Source organism: Leisingera sp. (assembly GCF_034669605.1).
Lineage (GTDB): Bacteria > Pseudomonadota > Alphaproteobacteria > Rhodobacterales > Rhodobacteraceae > Leisingera.
In genome coordinates this window covers 1-19,739 of record NZ_JAXMOX010000076.1, presented here as the reverse complement: position 1 = coordinate 19,739, position 19,739 = coordinate 1, and the positions used below count along the sequence as shown (strand labels likewise).

18 protein-coding genes are annotated in these 19,739 nt (G+C 59.1%); 5 read left to right on the top strand and 13 right to left on the bottom strand.

Going from position 1 to position 19,739, the window contains the following annotated elements:
• Window positions 1-753: nitronate monooxygenase (locus VOI29_RS11410; protein WP_323778832.1), on the bottom strand; the 753-nt coding region annotated here is incomplete at its 3' end.
• A 73-nt stretch (window positions 754-826) separates the two neighbouring features.
• On the bottom strand, window positions 827-1,777 hold the full coding sequence (locus VOI29_RS11405) for a LysR family transcriptional regulator (RefSeq protein ID WP_323778830.1): 951 nt from the start codon (window positions 1,775-1,777) through the stop codon (window positions 827-829).
• Between the two features lie 85 nt (window positions 1,778-1,862).
• Here VOI29_RS11405 and VOI29_RS11400 point away from each other — a divergent pair, with 85 nt between their 5' ends.
• A complete protein-coding gene (locus VOI29_RS11400) occupies window positions 1,863-3,038 on the top strand; it encodes a CoA transferase (protein ID WP_323778828.1) in 1,176 nt (391 codons plus the stop codon).
• A complete protein-coding gene (locus tag VOI29_RS11395) occupies window positions 3,035-4,171 on the top strand; it encodes an acyl-CoA dehydrogenase family protein (RefSeq protein ID WP_323778827.1) in 1,137 nt (378 codons plus the stop codon). The genes VOI29_RS11400 and VOI29_RS11395 overlap by 4 nt, the downstream gene beginning before the upstream one ends.
• A gap of 373 nt (window positions 4,172-4,544) precedes the next feature.
• Here VOI29_RS11395 and VOI29_RS11390 read toward each other — a convergent pair whose 3' ends face one another.
• The 5 genes from VOI29_RS11390 to VOI29_RS11370 all read right to left on the bottom strand — a co-directional run bounded on the left by VOI29_RS11390 (window position 4,545) and on the right by VOI29_RS11370 (window position 11,755).
• On the bottom strand, window positions 4,545-6,050 hold the full coding sequence (locus VOI29_RS11390; RefSeq protein WP_323778825.1) for an NCS1 family transporter: 1,506 nt from the start codon (window positions 6,048-6,050) through the stop codon (window positions 4,545-4,547).
• On the bottom strand, window positions 6,047-7,099 hold the full coding sequence (locus tag VOI29_RS11385) for a GlxA family transcriptional regulator (RefSeq protein ID WP_323778823.1): 1,053 nt from the start codon (window positions 7,097-7,099) through the stop codon (window positions 6,047-6,049). Before VOI29_RS11385 ends, VOI29_RS11390 begins: the two co-directional genes overlap by 4 nt.
• Before the next feature lie 17 nt (window positions 7,100-7,116).
• Window positions 7,117-8,895: a hydantoinase B/oxoprolinase family protein gene (locus tag VOI29_RS11380; protein ID WP_323778821.1), complete on the bottom strand. Its 1,779-nt coding sequence runs from the start codon at window positions 8,893-8,895 to the stop codon at window positions 7,117-7,119.
• A 13-nt stretch (window positions 8,896-8,908) separates the two neighbouring features.
• Complete coding sequence (locus VOI29_RS11375) at window positions 8,909-10,981, bottom strand: hydantoinase/oxoprolinase family protein (RefSeq protein WP_323778819.1); 2,073 nt, start codon at window positions 10,979-10,981, stop codon at window positions 8,909-8,911.
• Window positions 10,982-11,047: 66 nt separating this feature from the next.
• A complete protein-coding gene (locus VOI29_RS11370; RefSeq protein WP_323778817.1) occupies window positions 11,048-11,755 on the bottom strand; it encodes an isochorismatase family protein in 708 nt (235 codons plus the stop codon).
• A 206-nt stretch (window positions 11,756-11,961) separates the two neighbouring features.
• Between VOI29_RS11370 and VOI29_RS11365 the strand changes: the two genes are divergently transcribed.
• Window positions 11,962-12,867: a LysR family transcriptional regulator gene (locus VOI29_RS11365; protein ID WP_323778815.1), complete on the top strand. Its 906-nt coding sequence runs from the start codon at window positions 11,962-11,964 to the stop codon at window positions 12,865-12,867.
• Between the two features lie 180 nt (window positions 12,868-13,047).
• Here the strand turns inward: VOI29_RS11365 and VOI29_RS11360 are convergent, their stop codons facing one another.
• Window positions 13,048-13,803, bottom strand: a complete 756-nt coding sequence (locus VOI29_RS11360; protein ID WP_323778813.1) for a sulfite exporter TauE/SafE family protein — start codon at window positions 13,801-13,803, stop codon at window positions 13,048-13,050.
• Between the two features lie 24 nt (window positions 13,804-13,827).
• On the bottom strand, window positions 13,828-14,118 hold the full coding sequence (locus VOI29_RS11355) for a hypothetical protein (RefSeq protein WP_323778811.1): 291 nt from the start codon (window positions 14,116-14,118) through the stop codon (window positions 13,828-13,830).
• 18 nt (window positions 14,119-14,136) lie between these two features.
• On the opposite strand from VOI29_RS11355, the gene VOI29_RS11350 reads away from it, so the two are divergent.
• Window positions 14,137-14,886 carry a FadR/GntR family transcriptional regulator gene (locus VOI29_RS11350; protein ID WP_323778809.1) on the top strand — a complete coding sequence of 250 codons (750 nt, stop codon included), beginning with the start codon at window positions 14,137-14,139 and terminating at the stop codon, window positions 14,884-14,886.
• Window positions 14,887-14,920: 34 nt separating this feature from the next.
• Window positions 14,921-15,916 (top strand): sulfite exporter TauE/SafE family protein, encoded by a 996-nt coding sequence (locus tag VOI29_RS11345; protein ID WP_323778807.1) that lies wholly within the window; start codon window positions 14,921-14,923, stop codon window positions 15,914-15,916.
• Here VOI29_RS11345 and VOI29_RS11340 read toward each other — a convergent pair.
• From VOI29_RS11340 to VOI29_RS11325, 4 genes are all read right to left on the bottom strand, one after another.
• Window positions 15,849-16,943 carry an ABC transporter ATP-binding protein gene (locus tag VOI29_RS11340; protein ID WP_323778805.1) on the bottom strand — a complete coding sequence of 365 codons (1,095 nt, stop codon included), beginning with the start codon at window positions 16,941-16,943 and terminating at the stop codon, window positions 15,849-15,851. The two genes, VOI29_RS11345 and VOI29_RS11340, sit on opposite strands and share 68 nt — an antisense overlap.
• A 16-nt stretch (window positions 16,944-16,959) precedes the next feature.
• Window positions 16,960-17,760, bottom strand: a complete 801-nt coding sequence (locus tag VOI29_RS11335; RefSeq protein WP_323778803.1) for an ABC transporter permease — start codon at window positions 17,758-17,760, stop codon at window positions 16,960-16,962.
• Window positions 17,757-18,602: an ABC transporter permease gene (locus tag VOI29_RS11330; RefSeq protein WP_323778802.1), complete on the bottom strand. Its 846-nt coding sequence runs from the start codon at window positions 18,600-18,602 to the stop codon at window positions 17,757-17,759. Before VOI29_RS11330 ends, VOI29_RS11335 begins: the two co-directional genes overlap by 4 nt.
• Window positions 18,603-18,683: 81 nt before the next feature.
• A partial coding sequence (locus tag VOI29_RS11325) for a spermidine/putrescine ABC transporter substrate-binding protein (RefSeq protein WP_323778800.1) occupies window positions 18,684-19,739 on the bottom strand: 1,056 nt, incomplete at its 5' end.

The following is a 19,739-nucleotide window of genomic DNA, read 5'->3' as shown; positions in this document are numbered from 1 at the left end:
GACGCTGTTTTCCAGCACCCGCACCGCCGCGCCCGCGGGCCAGTTCAGCACGAAGACATCGGTGAGAACGGTGTCGGCACCGGTGGCGGCGGCGACGCGGTCCTTGTGATAGGGGTGGGCAAAGGATTCATCGGTGGCAAGAAAGGCGGTGCCGCACTGGATCCCGGCCGCCCCCATGGCCAGATAAGCGGCCAGGTCCGCGCCGGTGGACAGGCCGCCCGACGCGACGACAGGGACAGACACCGTTTCCAGAATTTCTTCCGTCAGGCCGCGGAGCGGCTGGCGGCCGTGGACATGGCCGCCGGCCTCAAGCCCCTGGGCGATGATCACATCGGCGCCGGCGGCTTCGGCGGCGCGGGCGGCCTCGACGGTGCCGACCTGATGCAGAACCAGGCGGCCCGCCGCCTTTGCCCGGGCCACGGCCTCGGGCACAACATCCCAGAAGAAGGTGAAGGCGGGAACGCCGAGATCGAGGCAGCAGCCGATCTGCGCATCGAGCAGGCCGGGCTCGGTTGCCGCAGGGATCACATTCACCGCGAACGGCCGGTCCGTGGCGGCCCGCAGACGGGTGACCTCTTCGGTGATCAGCGCCGGGCTTTCGCGCACCATGCCGAGCATGCCGAAACCGCCGGCATTGGCGACGGCAGCGGCCAGTTCCCAGCGGGATACCCCGCCCATGCCTGCCAGCAGGACCGGGTAATCGCGGCCCAAGAGGCTGCACAGGGCAGTTGCGCTGCCGGAAGCCGTCATCATGCGGATCTCCTGTGCCGGGGCGAACCTGTCTGCGCCGCTCTGCCGGGCAGGGTGAAGCGTGCAGGGCTGCACGTCAAGCGGGAGGCTGCCGCCTTGGCGGCGCCGGTGCGGCGGGGCGTGCCGGTGCCTCAGCCCGGGGGGCGAAGAAGGCCGCGGCAAAGGCGGTGAAGGCCTGGATCACCGGCCGTTTCAGCGCATCGCCGCGGTGGGCCAGCGCAATCTGGTGCCGCGGCGGACGGCCCGCGAGCGGCACCCGGACAACCGGGTTGCCGTCATAGCAGGCGCCGTCGGGCAGGTCGGTCGCCAGCAGGCCGGCGCCGAACCCGTTGGCCACCATCGACCGCAGCATCTCGATCGAGCCGGTTTCATGCGCCACCCGCACCGGATAGCGGGCGTTCTGCTGCAGCGACAGGAAATAGCCGCGGCTGTGGGGCAGGTTCACCAGGATGATGGGCTCCTGCGCCAGGTCTTCGGCGCTGACGCCGGGCAGCCCTGCCAGCCGGTGCCCGGAGGGCAGCAGGGCGTAGGGTTCGGCGGCCATCAGCGGTGTGATCGCGAAATCCGACGGAACCCCGAAATCATAGAGCAGCGCGAGATCGATCCGGCCCTCGCTGAGCCAGTCGAACAGCGTTTGCAGATCGCCCTCGCGGAGGCGGACCTCGGCGCCGGGGCGGCTGTCCATGAAGCGGCGCACCAGCTGCGGCGCATAGCGGGGGCCGAGGGTGGAAAACACCCCGAGGTTCAGGAACTCGGGCGTGCCTTCGCCGCCGCCCAGAACCCAGCGGGCCTGGCTTTCCAGTTCGCGCAGCTGGGCGAGCTTGTGCTGGCCGAACGGCGTCAGCTCCATGCCGCGGCCGGGGATGCGGACAAAGAGCTTCTGGCCGAACACCTCTTCGCAGCGGGCGATGGCGTGCGACACCGAGGGCTGCGAGGTGTTCAGCGCGCGGCTGGCCCCTGCGGTGCTGCCGGCGGCGGCCACAGCCAGCAGGATTTCGACCTGGCGGAAGGTCAATGGTATATTCAAAGCGGTATACCCTTTATACGTATCCAGTATTTCCAGATATATCCTCCCGGCGGCTATCCTGCAGCAAGCAATTGATGGGGGAAGCATGTTCGACAATGACGAGACCGCAGGCCGCAGGCCGCTGGAGGGGGTCCGGGTGCTGGATTTTTCCCGGGTTCTGGCCGGTCCCTACTGCACCGCGCTGATGGCCGATCTTGGTGCCGAGGTGATCAAGGTGGAGCCGCCCGCGGGCGATGATTACCGCCACATCGGCCCGTTCAAAGACGGCGAAAGCCTGCTGTTCCAGTCGGTGAACCGCGGCAAGAAATCCATCGTTCTGGATCTGAAATCCGCCGAAGGCGCGGCGGCGGCCCGGGCACTGGCGGCGGAGAGCGATGTTCTGATCGAGAATTTCCGCCCCGGCGTGATGGAGCGGTTCGGGCTCGGCCCGGAGGCCTTGTGCGCGGCCTGTCCGCAGCTGGTCTATGTCTCGGTCTCCGGCTTCGGCCAGACCGGCCCGAACCGGATGCTGCCGGCCTATGACATCATCATCCAGGCGATGAGCGGGCTGATGGACGTGACCGGCGCCGAGGACGGCCCGCCGATGATGGCCGGGGACGCCTTTGCCGATGTGGCGGGGGGCATGTTCGCGGCCTTCGGGGCGATGGTGGCGCTGTTCGACCGCGCCCGCAGCGGCCGGGGGCGGCATGTCGACCTGGCGCTGTATGACTCGCTGGTGTCGATGATGCCGGTGCTGGCCTGCCGGGCGCTGATGGCCGGGGAGACGCCGAAGCGGACCGGCAGCAAGCACGCGCTGTCGGCGCCGTTCGGCACCTATCCGGCCAGCGACGGCAGCTTTACCGTCGCGGTGCTGAACGACCGGCTGTTTGCAAAGTTCGCGGCAGCCATCGGCGCGCCGGAGCTGGCGGAGGAGCCGCGGTTCGCCAGCGACAGCCTGCGGCGGCAGAATGAGCCGGCGCTGGCGCAGCATATCGAACGCTGGGCGGCGGTCCGGGACGTGCAGAGCGTCGCCGCGCTGCTGTCCGAGGAGGGCATCCCGGCCGCGCCGCTGAGTTCGGTGCCGGAGGCCTGGGCGTCGCCGCAGGCACAGGCGCGGGAGCTGGCAACGCCCGTCACCCACCCTGCGCTCGGCACGCTGAGCGTGCCGGAGCAGCCGGTTCATTTCAGCGGTGCGCCGCGCGGCGGGCGGCAGGCAGCCCCGGACCTGGGAGCGCACACGGATGAAATCCTGCAGCAGCTGCAGAAAGGAGAGGCCAAATGAGCGGTGACCTGAACAGTGAAGAACAGGCCGTCATCGGCCAGATCGAGCGGTTTTCGAACGAGGTGCTGGCGCCTGCCGCTGCCGCGATCGATGCCGAGGGGACATTCGCGGCCCTGCACCGCCCGGCGCTGGCGGAGATGGGCATCATGGGGATGAACCTGCCCGAAGCCTATGGCGGCATTGGCCTCAGCGGTCCTGCGCTCTATTGCGCGGTGGAGGCCATCGCCGGCGCCTGCGGCTCCACCGCGTCGATGCTGACGGCGCATTTTCTGGCGACGGATTCTCTGCTGCTGGGCGCGGATGAGGCGCTGAAGCAGCGGCTGCTGCCGGCTGCCGCGTCGGGCGAGGCGCTGGGGGCGTTTGCCCTGACCGAGCCGATGGCCGGCTCCAACCCGGCCGACATGCGCACCACCGCCGCCCGCGACGGCGACGGCTACCGGCTGAAAGGCTCCAAATGCTTCATCTCGAACGCGGGCGGCGCGGATTTCATCGTGGTCTATGCCAAGACCGACAGCAGCGCAGGCGCGCGCGGGGTCAGCGCCTTTGTAGTGGAACCGGGCAAGACGGACGGGGTGGAGATCGGCAGGCACGAGGAAACCATGGGGCTGCGCGGCGGCCATGTGTTCCCGGTCTCATTTGACTGCCACGTGCCCGCAGAAAACCGGCTCGGCGGCGAAGGCACCGGATTCCGCACCGCGATGAAGGTGCTGGACAACGGCCGGATCGAGGTCGCGGCGCAGGCGACCGGCATTGCCCGCGCGGCGCTGGATGCGGCGGTGTCCTATGCCAGGGAACGCGAGGTCGGCGGCCAGCCGATCGGCACTTTCCAGGGGCTGCAATGGATGCTGGCCGACAGCGCCACAGAACTGGCGGCGGCGCGGGCCCTGGGCCTGCAAGCCGCCCGCAAGCGGGGCACGGGTGAGCGGTATTCCTCGGACTCGGCCTTTGCCAAGCTGTATGCCAGCGAGGCGGCCTGGCGCATCGCAGACCGGGCGCTGCAGATCCACGGCGGTTACGGCTATACCCGCGATTTCCCGCTGGAACGCTACCTGCGCGACTTGCGGATCTTCCGGATCTACGAGGGGTCGTCGGAAATCCAGCGCACCATCATTGCCCGCGACCTGCTGAAGTAGCGTTTCAAGATTGGCTTGGATTTGCTTTTTCGCCCTTCTTAGAGTTGCTTAAACGCGGTGGAATTGAGGACTTGTCGAGAAGGCTGTTTAGGACGCGCCGGCGTTGATCAAGCTCCGCTCCCGCCTTCGATGGTCCGCATATTTGAGGGGCGCCGGTGATCCATTGGCGGAGACACACTCTTGTACCGATCCCCAGCGCCAGGTGCAGAATTGAGAGCTATGCGTACAGATGATCGTTACTGAATGAAAACAAGTGCGCAATGGAGAAGGTCAGAAACACATCTATCTTCGGCCAACATCCAAGGTTCGATTGTACAAAAAAGAGCCCGCACCGTTTAGGTGCGGGCAAGTCGGGGAGGGTCAATTAAGAACTTTACAAGTCTTCGCGGCTTATTTCTTCATCATGAGTTTCTGCAGGTGCCATTCGCCGGAACTGCCCTTCGCCAAGATAGACCCAGCTGACCCCCTCGCTTGTCGCGAGAAACTCATTTGCGTATCCGCTACTGATCTCAGCCTGCGGGTTCCCTGGCAGAACGATAGTCTTCATCAGCAAGGCATAGAGCACGAGGCCCAGCGGGAATCCGATGACGAATGCGTACTGCGAATACCAGGCTGCAATGCCTCCAGCCACTATCCATGCAATCAAGCCCGCTGGATTGAAACCGCCAGAGTAGCGGAACTGGCCATCGGTCTTGAACAGGTCCGGCACGTTGAGGCGGCGCTTCCTCAGAATGTAATAGTCGGCCACCATTATGCCGCCGATGGCAGACAGAAATGCCCCGTAGTAGCCCAGGAAGACGAATAGATTGTTCAGAATTTCCCATGGGAAGCACAGCGTGCCGACGACTCCCGCAAGCGCAACGCCTACCTTGTAGTTAATCACGCGCGGCGCAAGGTTGATGAAGGTCAGCGCTGAGGGGATGAGGTTTGCGGAGTTGTTAGTGGACCACTGTGCCAGTACCACCAGCGCAAGCAAAATGACTAGCGACAGTCCCTCACCTTCGCCTTGGATGACTTCGATCGGGTTCCAATTGCCGGTAGCAATGAACGAAACGCCTCCGATACCAGCAATAAGTGCTTGGGTGACCGGCAAGGCAACCAATTGCGCAAGAAAGACGTTCTTGTTGCGCGAGACAAAGCCTTTGGCTCCAGCATCGGTCTTCACAAACCGCGTCAGGTTGGGAATGTCGATGGCAAGCGTCGACCAGAAGCCCAGGTTGGCGATAAAAAGCACCAGCAGGGACATTTCACCAGTCCCTTCAAAAGTCCAAATGTTCACACCTTGTGTCGAGGCGACACCTTCCAGCGTATAATACATCCAGATCGAAATCGCGATAATGGCAGGTGCTGCCAGCGACGCAAGCCGTTCAACCGATTTGATCCCCATCGCGGTATTCACGATCTGGATGATGCCGAACACTGCGTACCAAACGATCCAGTTGTCGAAGTCCAGAAAGTACTGGCCAATCCCGTTCAGAGCCAGCGCTCCGAGGTATGTTTGAATGCCGAACCACATTGCGGCAACCAAGCCACGGGAGATAGCCGGAAGATGCGTGCCGTAAATGCCAAACGGCGCGCGAAGGTAGACGGCAAAGGACAAGCCATGTTCGGTACCGATATCAGCTGTCAGCACCATGAATGCGCCAATCCCGATGTTGGCTAGCATGATCACCAGGATAACCGTTGCCAGCGGAACACCACCGCCAACCCCGGCTGCACCTAGTGAATAAGTTGCGATGATGACTGCAATTCCGACCCATATCCAAGCATAGCCAATCAAGCCGAGCGGACGCTGCCCCAGCAGTGTCGGTAGGATGGATTCTTCAAGCAAGCCAGTGCGTTCATGTTCCGCTTCGCGGATTTTCTCGGTCATTGTCATTGTTTGATTTCCCTGTTGGTTGAATTGCCGGCACAAGGGGACGTGCCGATCTTCGAAGGCGGTGTTCCGAAGCGTTCGGAAAAGCACCTTGAAAACTGTGTCCGAGACGAGAAGCCTGCCGCGACAGCCACATCTAGGAGCTGCATATTCGTTTCAACCAGCAGACTGTGTCCAAAATCGAGCCGTAAATTTCGGTAGTATTTGGCCGGTGAAATGCGGAGCAGCTTCTTGAACAACCTCTCGAGCTGCCGACGCGAACACCCGCATTCCTTGGCGATCTCGTCCAAGCACAAAGGGCTCTCCAAGTTGCGTTCCATTATTTCGATTGCGGCTGTGACATGCCTGTTCCGCGCATTGTTGGCGAAAGCGAAGGAGGTTTTTTGTGGAGTTCCCGGCGGACGCGCCACACCATGCAGACACATGTCCCCCACAGCTTGCGCGAAGGCCTTGCCATAATCTCTGGAAATTAGTGCCAGCATCATATCCGTTGCGGCATGTCCGCCGCCGCAAGTCATAAGCGGCCCATCAAATTCGAAGATCTTTTCGCTGCTCTCCAGGTCAGGAAAAAATTCTCGGAAACTCGCTTGGTTTTCCCAATGGAGCGTAAAACGCTTATCCTGAAGCAGTCCGAGCCGCGCTAGGGTGAAAGCACCGGTACACAGAGCCCCGAGTTTTCCTCCCATCCGGGAAAACCTGCGCAGGGCCCGCAGTGTCTGTGCGGATGCCGCATTGTGCGGATCCGTACCAGAACACACAAGCACCTGATCGGGTGTTTGCAAGTCGTGCAAACTGGATTGCGCATTCAGTTCAACGCCACAGGAGCTTGCGACTGCCGAGGCATCTGCCACCGTGTGCCAGCGGTAGAGTTCATGCTGCGAGAGCTGGTTTGCGACACGCAGAGGTTCGATGGCGCTGCTCAGGGCCAGCATCGTGAACCTGGGCAGCAGAAAAAAGCAGATGTCGCGCGGAGGCACGGCATCTTTGACCGCGAAATAGGCCGCGCTCTTCGGTATGAAGCTGCGATAGCTTGTCATTCTCTCGGTGTTCATGCCGGCCTCCGCACTTGTCAACGCAAGGTGTCCATCGTCTGGCGGAGGGCCTCGGTCGCCGCCGCATCAACGGTTTCGGCGTCCAGATCGAGCACAACCCCATAGATGTCGCGGGCGTGCTGCGGTGAGCAGAAGCCATCCAGGACATCATCCAGAACCTTTTCCGGAGTGCGTTCCAGCGGGCTGCCATAGCCGCCGCCGCAGGGGCTGTAGTAAGCCATCACGTCGTCTTTACGGACTTCCTCGCCATGGAACTTGGAATGCATCTGACGCGGAGGTTCAGTACTGGAGAAGTTGTAGATCTCGCACTTCCCGGCCGCACCTTCCATTCCTCCGAAAATCCCCCATGGCACATTCGTATGCCGTTCGCTCTCATGGGTGATAATGCCATCGGTCAGCATCCGCTGGCTCTTCACAACGCCGATCCCGCCGCGGTGTTTGCCTGCGCCAGGCATTACATCATCGCGCAACTCGTACCGCTCGCAAATCATCGGGATATGCATCGCGAGGTCTTCCAACGGATTGTTGCGGGTGTTGGCCATCAGATTGTCAATGGCGTCAGGGCCATCAGAATCCGGGCGGCCGCCATAGGCCCCTTCGTTCACTTCCAGGAACACCCAGTACTCCCCGTCGTCCCGTACTCCTGCGTAAGATGCAAAGGAAATGCTGGCAGACGACCCGGCAATGATTTCCTCGGGCAGGACCGGCGCCATTGCTTTCAGGATCAGGTCAATCATGAAGTTGCACTGGGTGAAGCGGGCCTCGGCGGAAGCCGGCGCAATCGGATTAAAGATCGTGCCTTCCGGAGCGGTCACTTTGATTGGCCGGAAGGATCCCTGGTTTGACGGTACCCTGGTGTCAGAAGTAGCGGTGTCCAGCAGCAATTTGCGGAAGGCCGCGAATGCCGCCACCTTTGTGGATCCTTCAAATGGCACGTTGTAGGCTGTTGGCGTCTGCGGCGCTGACCCGGTCAGGTCGACTTCGATGGTGTCTCCGACAACCCTTACACAGACCTTCACCGGCAGCGTCTGGCCGCGGTTGCGCCCATCATCATCCAGCCAGCCTTCGGCACGGTATTCACCATCCGGAATGTCCGAGATCCTCTGCCGCAGCATTGTCTCGGAATAGTCCATCAACTGGTTGCAGGCGCCGAACACCAGATCCTTGCCATAGCGTTCCATCAATTCCTTGAAGCGCTTCACACCAAGCCTGGCCGAAGCGATCTGTGCCTCGATGTCATCCACAAGCTGGCGTGCGGCACGTGAATTATTGCGGATGAAATTCCACATTGTCTCATTGCGCTCACCCTTCCGGTAGAGCTTAGTACCCGCAAAGAGCATGCCCTCGGCATAGACATCCGGCACATCGATGATCAGGCCAGGTGTAGCGGCGCCGATATCGATATGATGCGCGGTATTGCCCGCGTAACCGACCAGTTCACCCTCGTGAAAAATCGGAATGACAATCGCCAGATCAGGTGTATGCGACGAACCCAGGTAGGGATGGTTGTGGACGACAACATCCCCTTCATACCATTCGCCATCGTCCAGAGAATCCGCGATACCCTGGAGATACCCCGGAATCGAGCCGATGTGCATCGGCGTGGATTCAGACTCGCAGAGCGTGTTGAAGTCTGTGTCGAACAGCCCGGCGCCCAGATCTTCGGACTCCCGAATAATCGAGGAGAAGGACATGCGGAACAGAACATGTGCCATTTCCTCAGCAATGGTTTCGATGGAACCCCGGATGACCTGAAGGGTGACCGGATCGATCGGTTTATTGATGTCTTTTGGCATTGGTTTTCCTCCCTCAGGACTTGCTCAAGCGCAGGCTTCCGAAGTCCTGAACCTCGGCGGCGTAGCCGGGCGGCAGCAGCGTTGTTGAATTGTGCTGGATGATGATGGCCGGGCCTTCCACACGGGTGCCCGCGCCAAGCTTTCCGCGATCCAGGCGCGGTGTCATATGCACCGATCCATCGTCGAAGATGGTTTCGCGCTCGTACATGAAGGCTGCCTTGATATCGTCCTGGCTGCCTAATGAAAGCGGTGTCAGCTCCAGGTGCCGGACACTTGCCGACGCGATGACCCGCACGTTGTAGAGCTCGACAAGGCTGTCATCGAAGGAGTATCCGTAATCTGCCTTATGCTGCTTATGGAACGCGCTGATCACGTCCGGTACGTTTTCCAGCGCCAAGCCTTCCTTCGGCATGGGCACGCGCAGCTCGAAACCTTGGCCGTGATAGCGCACTTCGGCGATAACGTCGAAATTCTGCTGCACTTCCGGGATGCCGTCATTCTCAAGATCGGCTTTGCCGACATTTTTCAATTCAGCAACGGTTGCGTTCACCCTGTCGATGGCGCCCTGGTCGGCATTGAACAGACTGGTGATGACAGAGCGGGTGTGCTCGTACTGAAGGTCAGTGCCCAGCAGGCCCATGGCAGCTGTGATCCCAGGCGCGATCGGAACAAGCACGTCCTTCGCGGAAACAAGCTCGGCCAGGGCAACACCATGGAAGGGGCCTGCGCCGCCAAACGGCATGAGCGAGAACTCACGAGGGTCATAGCCGCGCGCTACTGAGTTGGATCGGATCGTCAGCGCCATATTGTTGTTGACGATCTTGATGATCCCAAGCGCGGCCTCGGTAACCGAAACACCCAGAGGATCAGCGATCTTTTCCTTGATTGCCTTGTGGGACAGCTCAGGATCCAGCGGCAGATCACCACCAAGAAACTTGTCCGCATCCATGCGGCCCAATACGACTTGCGCGTCGGTCACGGTCGGCTCTGTGCCGCCGCGGTTGTAACAAGCAGGCCCAGGCTCTGAACCAGCTGAGCGGGGTCCGACGTTGAAACCGCCTGCCTCATCGAGATAAGCGATTGACCCGCCGCCCGCGCCGATGGTTTCCAGGTCGATCATCGGGGCCATGACCGCATGTCCCGATACCAGGGTGTCGCGCGGGTTCTTGATACGCATTTCTCCAGCAGCAATGGTGGAAATGTCAGCCGACGTACCGCCAATATCCACGGTAAGGATGTTATCGGTCCCTGCCAGCCGTGCTTCAGAAAGCGCACCCAGTACGCCGCCGGCGGGACCGCTCATCAGAATGCTCACGGGCTTTCTGGCACATCCATCAATAGTGGATATTCCGCCATTGGACTGGATGACGCGCAGCTTGGCTGGAATACCGCCATCCTTGACCTTCTGCTCAAGATTGCGAAGGTACCAGGCAGACCGCGGGCCGACAAAAGCGTTCATGGCAACCGTGGAAAACCGCTCGTATTCGCGAATGACGTTTGCCACATCGGAGGACACCGACACATAGGCATCGGGGATTTCTTCCTGCACGATGTCACGGGCGCGCTTTTCATGCGCGTCGTTCAGGAAAGAAAACATGAAACCGATGCAGACGGACTTGATGCCGCGCTTCCGGAACAGTGCGCACGCACTGCGGATTTCATCCTCGTTCAGCGGCGTCTCGATCTCACCGGTAGGCGGCAGGATGCGTTCAGTGATAGCGATCCGGTTGCGCCGTTTAACGAGCGGCCGGTTCTGCCAAGGCACTTCGAAATGCAGTGAGAAGTTGTGCGGCCGCTTGTGGCGGCCGATGTGCAAGATGTCGCGGAAGCCTTTCGTCGTCAGCATCCCGACTTCAGCGCCGTTATGCTCGATGGTAATGTTCGTCGCAACAGTCGTGCCGTGATTGATGACTTCGATCGCCTCCTTGTCGATCCCGGCAATTTCGCAAATCTGGTGAATACCCTCGACCACGCCGATAGATTGGTCTTTCAAGGTGCTGGGCACTTTATGGAAAAAAGTACCCTTATTACATTCCAATACGAGGTCGGTATTTGTACCGCCTACGTCAACGCCGATGCGAGCCATGATGTCCTCCAATTCCTCCCTGTCCGGGAGAGCGCTTGAGCACCCTCCCGGAAATCTTTTCAGCGCTTAACGGTTGTTGACGGTGTTGAGATAATCGACACAGGTATCGACGGTCTCGACGTCGCCAAACTTCGCGTCGATGTCGAACAGGTTCCAGGCGACGGCACCCGGAACCCGGTCGCCGATTGCCTCTTTCACTGCAATCGTGCGGAAGCCGTCGGCAATACCGTCGCAGATTGTCTGGCGCACGCAGGCGCAAGCGGTCACGCCGGTCACCAGGATGGTGTCAACGCCGTTGGCGCGCAGAATGCCGGCCAGTTCGGTGCCGTGGAACGAGCTCGCCCGTTTTTTCAGCAGCGTGTATTCGCCCTCGACCGGAGCAATCCGGCTGTCGATTGCCCACAGGTCCTTGTCAGCCAAATCCACCACATCAACCGGAATTTTGTCGTGCCACAGCCCCATGTCAGTGAACGGCGCCTTCCGATCGGTGATCTCATAGGCGGTAGTGACATGGATGACCGGATGCCCGTTGGCCCGGCAGGCTTCCAACAGGCGCTGCATGCCGGGAATGATCTCGTTGTCCATCTTCTCCTGGTCGCAAGTGAATGGGTTTCCGGGGCGGGTCCAGGCATTTGCCAGGTCGACACTGACAAGGGCCGGTTTCTTGCCAAAGCCCACACGGCGCTGGAAGCCACGCTCTTTGTACAGTGCGGATGCAGCATCGAATGCCTCGTGCAGCATCTTATCCAGTGCTGCGTGATCAACATTACTCATTTTGTTGTCCTTCGATTTGGTAAGTCGCTATGTCTGCCTCAGTCAGCCCTTGCTGCATTGGCATCTTGATCGCGGGTTAGAGTTCCCATCTACAAAATCGGACACACACAGCTCATAAACAATCGCCGTATCGGCCACTATTGTTGTTGGTTTTGCATTAATCAAAAGCCTCGTGCTATTGCTCGGAAAATGAAGGGAATTTCTGAATGCCACTGACCCACACACCTCAGACGCGCGACTTGGAAGCCTTCAATGCAGTCGCAGTCGAACTCAGCTTCAGGCGTGCAGCGGAGCGCCTCTCGATAGACCAAAGCGCGCTCAGCCGACGCATCCGGCAGCTGGAAGAGCAGCTTGGCTATCAACTCATCCGGCGCACAACGCGCGAAGTTTCACTGACGGCCGCGGGTGAGGTCTTTTACGAACGGACCAGGCTTATCTCCTCTGAAATTTCTGCGGCCGTGCAAGCCGGGCGCATCGCAGCGGAGGGCAAGAAAGGGTTTTTGCGCGTCGGATACATGTCCTTCGCAGCGCTTGATCTCATGCCTGGGGTGGTGCGGGAATTTACCCGCCGCTACCCAGACATAGAACTGGAGCTGAAGTATATTCGCACTCAGGGGCAGAAAATTGAGCTGTCCCGAAACAACATTGATGTTGGCTTTATGCTTGGCCCATTCAAGCACCCCCAGTTCGAAACCCGAAAAGTGGCAAGCGAAAGACTCGTCGCGCTGTTGCCAGTAGATCATCGCTTGTCGACCCGCCCAACTGTCACACTCACTGAAATAGCCCAGTACCCCATGGTCTTGGGGAGCATGGCTGAATGGGATTTCTTCCGCCTGTTTATCGACGATGTGTTCTTGAGAAGCGGCAATTCCATCGATGTCAAATACGAAGCGTCAAATGCATTGGGGATCCTTGGCCTCGTCGGCAGCGGTCTTGGAGTTTCTGTCTATGCGCAGGGGATAACGAGGTTTCAGCCAAGAACGATTATGACGAAGCCAATTTCGGATTGCGAAGCCGAGATATCCACTCTCCTGGTTTGGAACCGAGCCTACAAATCGCCTGCACTCATGAACTTTATCGCAGTCGCAGAGGAGTTGATCAAAGGGCAGTGATTTATAGATTTGCCCCTTCGAAGCTCAATCCGTGAGCAGCGAGGTCATGCACGCTGCTTTGCGGATTTTAGTTTGGCAGATGAAAATTGAAATTGCGAACCGTTTAATGACTGACTGCTCTAACGCGGCTTTTCATCGTTTGCGCTATCACTGCGCCAAGGGCTACTTGCAGGCACTTATTCAATGCAGCAGGAAAACTAATGTCATTGTGAACCCTATGACCGTCACAAACTGGCGCATCAGATTAGTCTTGATGATGCGTCGGCTCATGCTAGCGCCCAAATATCCACCAATAGCCGAACTTGCGGCCATGACGAGTGCTTGCTCCCATGCAATCAATCCCGAGGCGATGAACGTCACGGCTGAAAAAAGCGAGACCACGGCTGATAGAATGCTCTTGAGACCATTCATACAATGCAGGTTGACGTAGCCAATGAGTCCGAATGCGGCCAGCAACATGATGCCAAGACCGCCGTTGAAGTATCCCCCATAAATCGACACCGCGAAAATGGACGCAGCAGATACGGCCATCCCGGCTTTGCCGGCGCCGCCGGATTGAATTTTGCGCAAAATGTTTGGCCCGAAGGCAAATAGAAAAGTCGACAGCAGCAAGAGCCAGGGCACGACCCATAGAAACGTATCGCCGGGTGTGATAGTCAAAAGCAGTGCGCCGAGAACGCTGCCGATGCCCCCTATACCGGCAATCGCTTTGAGTGACAGCGCTCCCTCGGATTGCACGTCGTGCCTAAACCCCCATGCGCTGCTTGCGTATCCCGGCAAGGCCGTCAGCGTTGCAGTTGCATTGGCGCTGACCGGAGAGACGCCGACATAAATCAGTGCAGGCAGGCTCAGAAACGTTCCGCCACCGGCCACGGCATTAAGCAAACCGGCAGCGGCCCCCGCAACTGCGAGAAGGAGAACTTCGAGTATTGTCATATTTGGGCAACCGGTTTGTTGAGGTCAGATGTATTTGGTTGTTGCCCAGTGCCGAGGCCAATCTGGCTCAGGTTGCGGAGCGGCAACTTGCTCTATTTCTTGCAAATCAGGCCGCTGCCGTCGCATATGCCACCACGCGCGCAAGCGCTGAAGTACGGTCCGATTGTCCGGATATTGAAAGAGGATGACACTTGCGTCTTCTTTGGCGCGTAATGCTTTTTGCGCAGCTTCAAGGTCGCGGAATACCTGCGCTTCAATTTCTTCGTCGCTCAGAGCCGGTGCAGAGGTGTCGAAGTCCTTCATGAGCATGGTCATCGGATATCCTCCTTTTGGATGACATCATCTCTGGCATGCATTAGCATTGGTCCGCAAATTGGTCTGAAAATGAGGGCTCGCATGGGGAGAAGTGTCAAAGTTGTTTTGGCTGATCTGCGCCAGGCCATTGACAAACTCGCACCCGTGAACGGGGAGCGTCTGCCGCCCGAGCGTGAACTGAGAAGCGTTCTGGACTGCAGCCGGGAAACCCTTCGTGCATGTTATGCGATCCTCGAACGGGAGGGCGAAATCTGGCGTCACGTTGGACAGGGAACCTTTCGGGGCCGCCGTCCAATCCATATGCCCATCCGCGACACGCTCCTTGTGGAAGGCGCCACTCCACCGGACCTGATGCGCGCGCGTTTATTGCTGGAGCCGCAGGTGGCTGCTGAAGCTGCTCTGCAGGCGGATGCGTCAGATATTGTACATTTGCGCTCTAAGGTTGCTGTCGGCCGCGCAGCAGGAGACAGGGCGGCGTGCGAACAGGCCGATGATGCGTTCCACCGCGCCGTGGCGGAAACTTCGCGCAATCCGGTGCTTACCGGATTCTTGATATACTTGTCAGGCGCGCGTCGTCGAGTTGCATGGCAACGGGAATGGGATCGCACTTACCGCAGGATTGCCCCTGATGAGTTTCAAACGATCCATAGCGATCAGCATGATCGGATTGTTGATGCGATTGCCGCCGCAGACCCAGACGCCGCGGCCAGTGCGATGAAACGCCATTTGAAGGTCATCGAAGCAGCCATGCTGGGCGAGGAACGCTGATGGGTGGTTAATTGACACCCGGACTTAACACGAAATGACTTTATTTAGTGACCTTTCGTTCTTGGTCTTGGCCGGGCTGATTGGCGGCGTTGTCAACGTCATGGCCGGAGGGGCCAAACTGTTTGTCTTCCCCATGCTCTTGGCAGCCGGATTGCCGCCTCTTGTGGCGAATGCGACCGCGACCGTGGGGTTGTGGCCTGCCCAACTCCCCGGTGTATGGACCTTCCCCAAATCGCTTACTGAAGACCGGCAGGGTCATATCCTGGACGCCATCATCACCGCGACGGGCGCTGTCGTCGGTGCTATGTTGCTCTATGCACTGGGTGAGGCCGTATTCCTGCCTATGGTCCCTGCATTCCACGTTGTCGCCGTCATCGCGATACTATTTGGAGACCAGCTGTCCAAGCTGGGCTTGCACATGGCTGGCAGGAATAGAGCCGCAGCACGCGCGATGTTCCTTCTCACTGGTGTTTATGCTGGATACTTCGGTGCAGGCTATGGATTTCTGATAGTTGCAGCAGTGTTTCTGGCTGGTGAGCATTCAGTTCACATAGCGACAGCCCGAAAAAATTTCATATCACTGGGAGCGAACACTGCGGCGGCCATTCCGCTGTCCCTGACGGGTCTTGTTGCCTGGGACGCGGCGGTTGCAGTGACCGCGCAGGAACGCAACGAAACGTCCAAGCCCGCGAAATACTCCATTCGAAATCTCCCATGTTCACAGATCTATTGTGATCCTATCGGGAGCTCGACCTTAGTTCAGGGTCTGCCCAATTACGCATGCTTCCGGGATACCCGGCCGCAAAACCGTGAAGTTTCGCTGCAAGCTCCACCAAAGGCGGTGAACTGCCCATTCGGTGTGCTGCGATCCGATGGAAGGGTAGAGCCTAGCCATTTCAATGCGTACGCGAGGGAAATAGCTTGGTGCAAAATGCAGGCTTCCGAAGTTTGCGTTAAACCCTTCATTCGCCAGGCAGAACGTGGCAATGCTCCGGTAGCCAATGAACCAAGAGCCTCTGTCCGGCTCTGAGGTCTACCGCCTCGAGTTCTTCATGCCCTTTTTGCACCTTTAGTTCCTGGCCCTGATCCGTTTCCAGGAAGACAGTGGCAGAGGCGCCAGCGAATTCGCCGCCCACAACCGTGGCTTCAACGCAGTTTTCAGTACAGGGCGTTCCAGCGACGGCCAATGACATGTTCTCGGAACTCACGGCAAAGGCCACGGAGGCTCCGCGGGTCTTCTGCACACCTGCAGGCGCCTTTAAAGTATAGGTTGCGTTTTTAGCATCGACTTTCCAAACGACACTGCCTCCGGATGCTAGGTTGCCAGAAAACACATTGGAAGAGCCCAAGAAGTCCGCAACAAATCGGTTGTGGGGTTTCCGGTAGATCTCTTCCGGGGTGCCGATCTGCTCAATCTTGCCGCGGCTCATAATGACCACCCGGTCTGCCATGGAGAAGGCCTCGGACATCGAATGGGTCACGTAAACGAAAGTGATGCCGAGATCCTTTTGCAGGCCCGACAGCACCGACTGCATGCGGACTTTCAAATGGGCGTCAAGAGCGGAGAGAGGCTCGTCCAGCAGCAGGATCTTAGGTTCGGTCACCAGCGACCGGGCGAGAGCGACACGCTGGCGCTGGCCGCCGGACAGCTGCGAGATATTGCGGTCAGCAAACTCCAGGATACCAAGCCGGTCCAGCCACTTGCGGGCCCGCTCACGCCGTTCACCCTTGGACACTTTGCGCATCTTAAGGCTGAACTCGACATTCTCCTGCACCGTCAGGAAAGGGAATAGCGCCAGGCTCTGCCAGACCATCGGCGTGTCCCGTTCCCAGGTCGGCTTGCCGTTGATTTTCTTCCCGTCCAGTAAAATATTGCCTTCGGTCGGATCTTCCAGCCCTGCCAGCATCCTCAGGGTCGTGGTCTTGCCGCAGCCGGAAGAGCCCATGATCGCCAGGAACTCGCCGCGGGCGATCTGGAAGTCGGCCTTTTCAACAGCGGTGAAGCTGCCGAACTTTTTAACAACGTTGTCAAAATGCACGATTGGAGTGTCCAGCATGGCTCTGTCCTGTCTGTTAAGAGGTCTTGGCGTTTGGATTGCGCATCAGAAGCTGGGCAATCACGATGAAGGAGATTGAGCTGACAAAGGCGAGCGAGCCGATGGCATTGATCCGGGGGCTGACCTGGCCCTGGAGGAAGCCCAGAACCTTGACCGGCAGGGTCTCGTTCAGGCCCGATACGAACCAGGCCACCGCGAATTCGTCAAAGGACACGGCCATGGTGATGAACAAGGCGGCATAGATTGCGGGTTTGGTGAAGGGGATGATCACATGGCGCATGGTTACCCATTCATTGCCGCCCAAGTTCCAGGCTGCGGCTTCCAGATCAGGGTCCATCTGCGACAGGCGCAGGCGGATGATCGCCATGGCAAATGGGCTGCACATCACGCCGTGGGCAATGATCACCGAAATCACATTCCCGGAGAGGCTGACGCGGGAGAGGAAGGCAAGCATCGCCAGCCCCATGATCACCACTGGGATGGTGGGCGGCAGCAGGGCAAGGGCCAGATAGACGGGCTTGCCGAAAAACTTGTAGCGAAAATCGGTGTAGGCGCCGCCAAAGCCCAGCAGCGTGGCAATCGCTGCAACGCAGGCGCCAACAAGAAGAGTGTTGAAGAAGCCGGCCCAGACCAGTGGGTCTTCCCAGATAAGCCGGTACCATTCAGTTGAGAACGAGCCTAGCGGCAGCGAAGGAAAGCGGTCCGAGTTCAGCGAGAAGACAAAGCTGCCGGCAATCGGGGCGAAGATGAAAATCAGGCATAGCGTGATATGCAGCTTCAGCAGGCCGTTGATAAGGGGATTACGGTTACCGGTCATTTTCCTGCCTCCCTGTAGGCAAATTTGATGGCGGCAAAGGCGACTGTCAAAAGTGTGGCGATCATCGTCAGCGCCACCACCGCAGCGCGCGGCCATTGCTGCCCGGATTTTGTGATATCGGTGATCATGATCGAAAGGGTCGGCGGGTTGCCTCCACCCAGATAAAGGGGGCTCACAAAATCGCCGAAGCTGAGGATGAAAGCGAAGAGGCCTGCGATCACCAGACCGGCTTTGGCAGAGGGGATGATCACTTCCAGAACCGTCCGCAGGCGGCCGCAGCGCATATTGTGGGCGGCCTCGACCAAATCACGGTTCACGAAATTCAGGCTGAAGACCTGCAACAGGATAACCAGCGGCAGGCACAGGGTGGCATAGCCGGTGAGGGTGCCGAAGCTGTTGTTGAGCATAGAATAGGGGCCGAGCCCAAGGTAGCCCAGGAAAGCATTCAGGATGCCTGCGTCGGACAAGAAGACCTGCAGCGAATAGACGCGGACCAAATAACTGGTGAAGAAAGGGATGATCAGGACGAAGATCATCCAGCGTTTCGCATTTTCACCCAGTTTGAACGAGATCGCATAAGACGCCGGGAAAGCCGCCAGGCTAATTAGCGCCGCACTGAAAGAAGCGAGCAGCAGGGTCCTGAAGTAGGCATCCCAGAACACGCTGCGGGAATAGATTTTCACCCAGTTCACGGTGTCAAAATCGGGCTGCATCTGAAAGTTCCGCACTGTCCAGAAGCTAAGTGCCACCAGAAAGGCCAGCGGAAACAAAAAGAAGGCCAGCTGCCAGATCAGAAGCGGCAGCGAAAAGGTCAGTGAAAACAGAGATGGCCGTGTATTCATCGGTTTTCCAGCACCGGGCGGCAGCTGGCCTTCAGTTGGGCACCGGAGACAGGGGAGGAGACATCTCCGGTGCTGGTGGAGTTACGCGCCTTTGTAGTCGGACCAGAAGTCGTTCCAGTCCTCCAGGCTTTGCTGCACGGGCAGCTGGCGGTACTTGATGCGGCCTTCGCGGATCAGGTCCATGGCGTTGTGCTGGCCCAGGACCATGTTCTGCCTCTTGGCTTCGGCAGGGTTCGCCTCATTCAGCACGACCCAGCCCTTCTTGTTGGGGATCAGCGCCGGGTAGGCCGTCATATCCGCTGACTTCGCTTGGCCATTGGGCGAGGTGATGTACTGGATCCACTTCTTCGCCATTTCTTGGTTGCGGGAGCCCTTGCCGATCGAAAAGCTTTCGGTCCATTGCAGGCCGCCTTCTTGCGGGATCGCGGTGCGCACATTGGCACCGTTCTTCTCCAGCACGCCGGTGATCCAGTCGCCAATGCCCGCAAATGCGGTCATCTGGCCGTTCTTCAGCGACGAGAAGGTGCCGCCATAGTCAAAGAACCCGCCCACCTGGTCGCGCAGCGCCATTGTGCTGTCCTCCACCTGCTGCCAAGCCTTGTCACTCAGGTCGAAGGGATTGGGATTGCCGTTCAGCAAGCTGATCTGCCCCAAGTTTGGAAGGTGCCAGTCGAAGTGGCCCAGTTTGCCGGTCAGGCGGCTGTCGCCGAAGACGTTGTAGCTGGCCGCATCGCTCTCGCTCAGCACATCGGCGTTATAGGATATACCGAGGAAGCCAAACCGGGTGATCACCGAGTAGAGCTTGCCGTCCTTCCAGTGACCCGGGAATTGCTGGAACTCCGGGAAGAAGTCATCAAAGGCATAGTCGTTTGGGTCCAGTTCCTCAATGTATCCGGCCGCGTTCAACTGCTGAACATATTCGGCGTCGGACAGGATGACGTCATAGGTGCCCGGCGGCGACTGGGCGATCAGGCCCAGCATGTTGTCGCCTCCGGTGTAGTATTTCGGGGTGAACTTCACATTGTGCAGCTCTTCAAATTCGCCAACGACATCGGGCTCTGCATGGCCATACCACGCCAGCATCGACAGATTCACGGTTTCGGCCGCGGCCCGGATAGACAGAAACGGGGTTGCGAG

Coding starts and splice junctions, on each gene's coding strand:
- VOI29_RS11360 (WP_323778813.1), bottom strand. CDS start 13,803: ATGACAATACTCGAAGTTCTCCTTCTCGCAGTTGCGGGGGCCGCTGCC.
- VOI29_RS11355 (WP_323778811.1), bottom strand. CDS start 14,118: ATGACCATGCTCATGAAGGACTTCGACACCTCTGCACCGGCTCTGAGC.
- VOI29_RS11335 (WP_323778803.1), bottom strand. CDS start 17,760: ATGACCGGTAACCGTAATCCCCTTATCAACGGCCTGCTGAAGCTGCAT.
- VOI29_RS11390 (WP_323778825.1), bottom strand. CDS start 6,050: ATGACAATGACCGAGAAAATCCGCGAAGCGGAACATGAACGCACTGGC.
- VOI29_RS11340 (WP_323778805.1), bottom strand. CDS start 16,943: ATGCTGGACACTCCAATCGTGCATTTTGACAACGTTGTTAAAAAGTTC.
- VOI29_RS11380 (WP_323778821.1), bottom strand. CDS start 8,895: ATGCCAAAAGACATCAATAAACCGATCGATCCGGTCACCCTTCAGGTC.
- VOI29_RS11345 (WP_323778807.1), top strand. CDS start 14,921: ATGACTTTATTTAGTGACCTTTCGTTCTTGGTCTTGGCCGGGCTGATT.
- VOI29_RS11370 (WP_323778817.1), bottom strand. CDS start 11,755: ATGAGTAATGTTGATCACGCAGCACTGGATAAGATGCTGCACGAGGCA.
- VOI29_RS11350 (WP_323778809.1), top strand. CDS start 14,137: ATGACATCATCTCTGGCATGCATTAGCATTGGTCCGCAAATTGGTCTG.
- VOI29_RS11330 (WP_323778802.1), bottom strand. CDS start 18,602: ATGAATACACGGCCATCTCTGTTTTCACTGACCTTTTCGCTGCCGCTT.
- VOI29_RS11400 (WP_323778828.1), top strand. CDS start 1,863: ATGTTCGACAATGACGAGACCGCAGGCCGCAGGCCGCTGGAGGGGGTC.
- VOI29_RS11395 (WP_323778827.1), top strand. CDS start 3,035: ATGAGCGGTGACCTGAACAGTGAAGAACAGGCCGTCATCGGCCAGATC.
- VOI29_RS11365 (WP_323778815.1), top strand. CDS start 11,962: ATGCCACTGACCCACACACCTCAGACGCGCGACTTGGAAGCCTTCAAT.
- VOI29_RS11375 (WP_323778819.1), bottom strand. CDS start 10,981: ATGGCTCGCATCGGCGTTGACGTAGGCGGTACAAATACCGACCTCGTA.
- VOI29_RS11385 (WP_323778823.1), bottom strand. CDS start 7,099: ATGAACACCGAGAGAATGACAAGCTATCGCAGCTTCATACCGAAGAGC.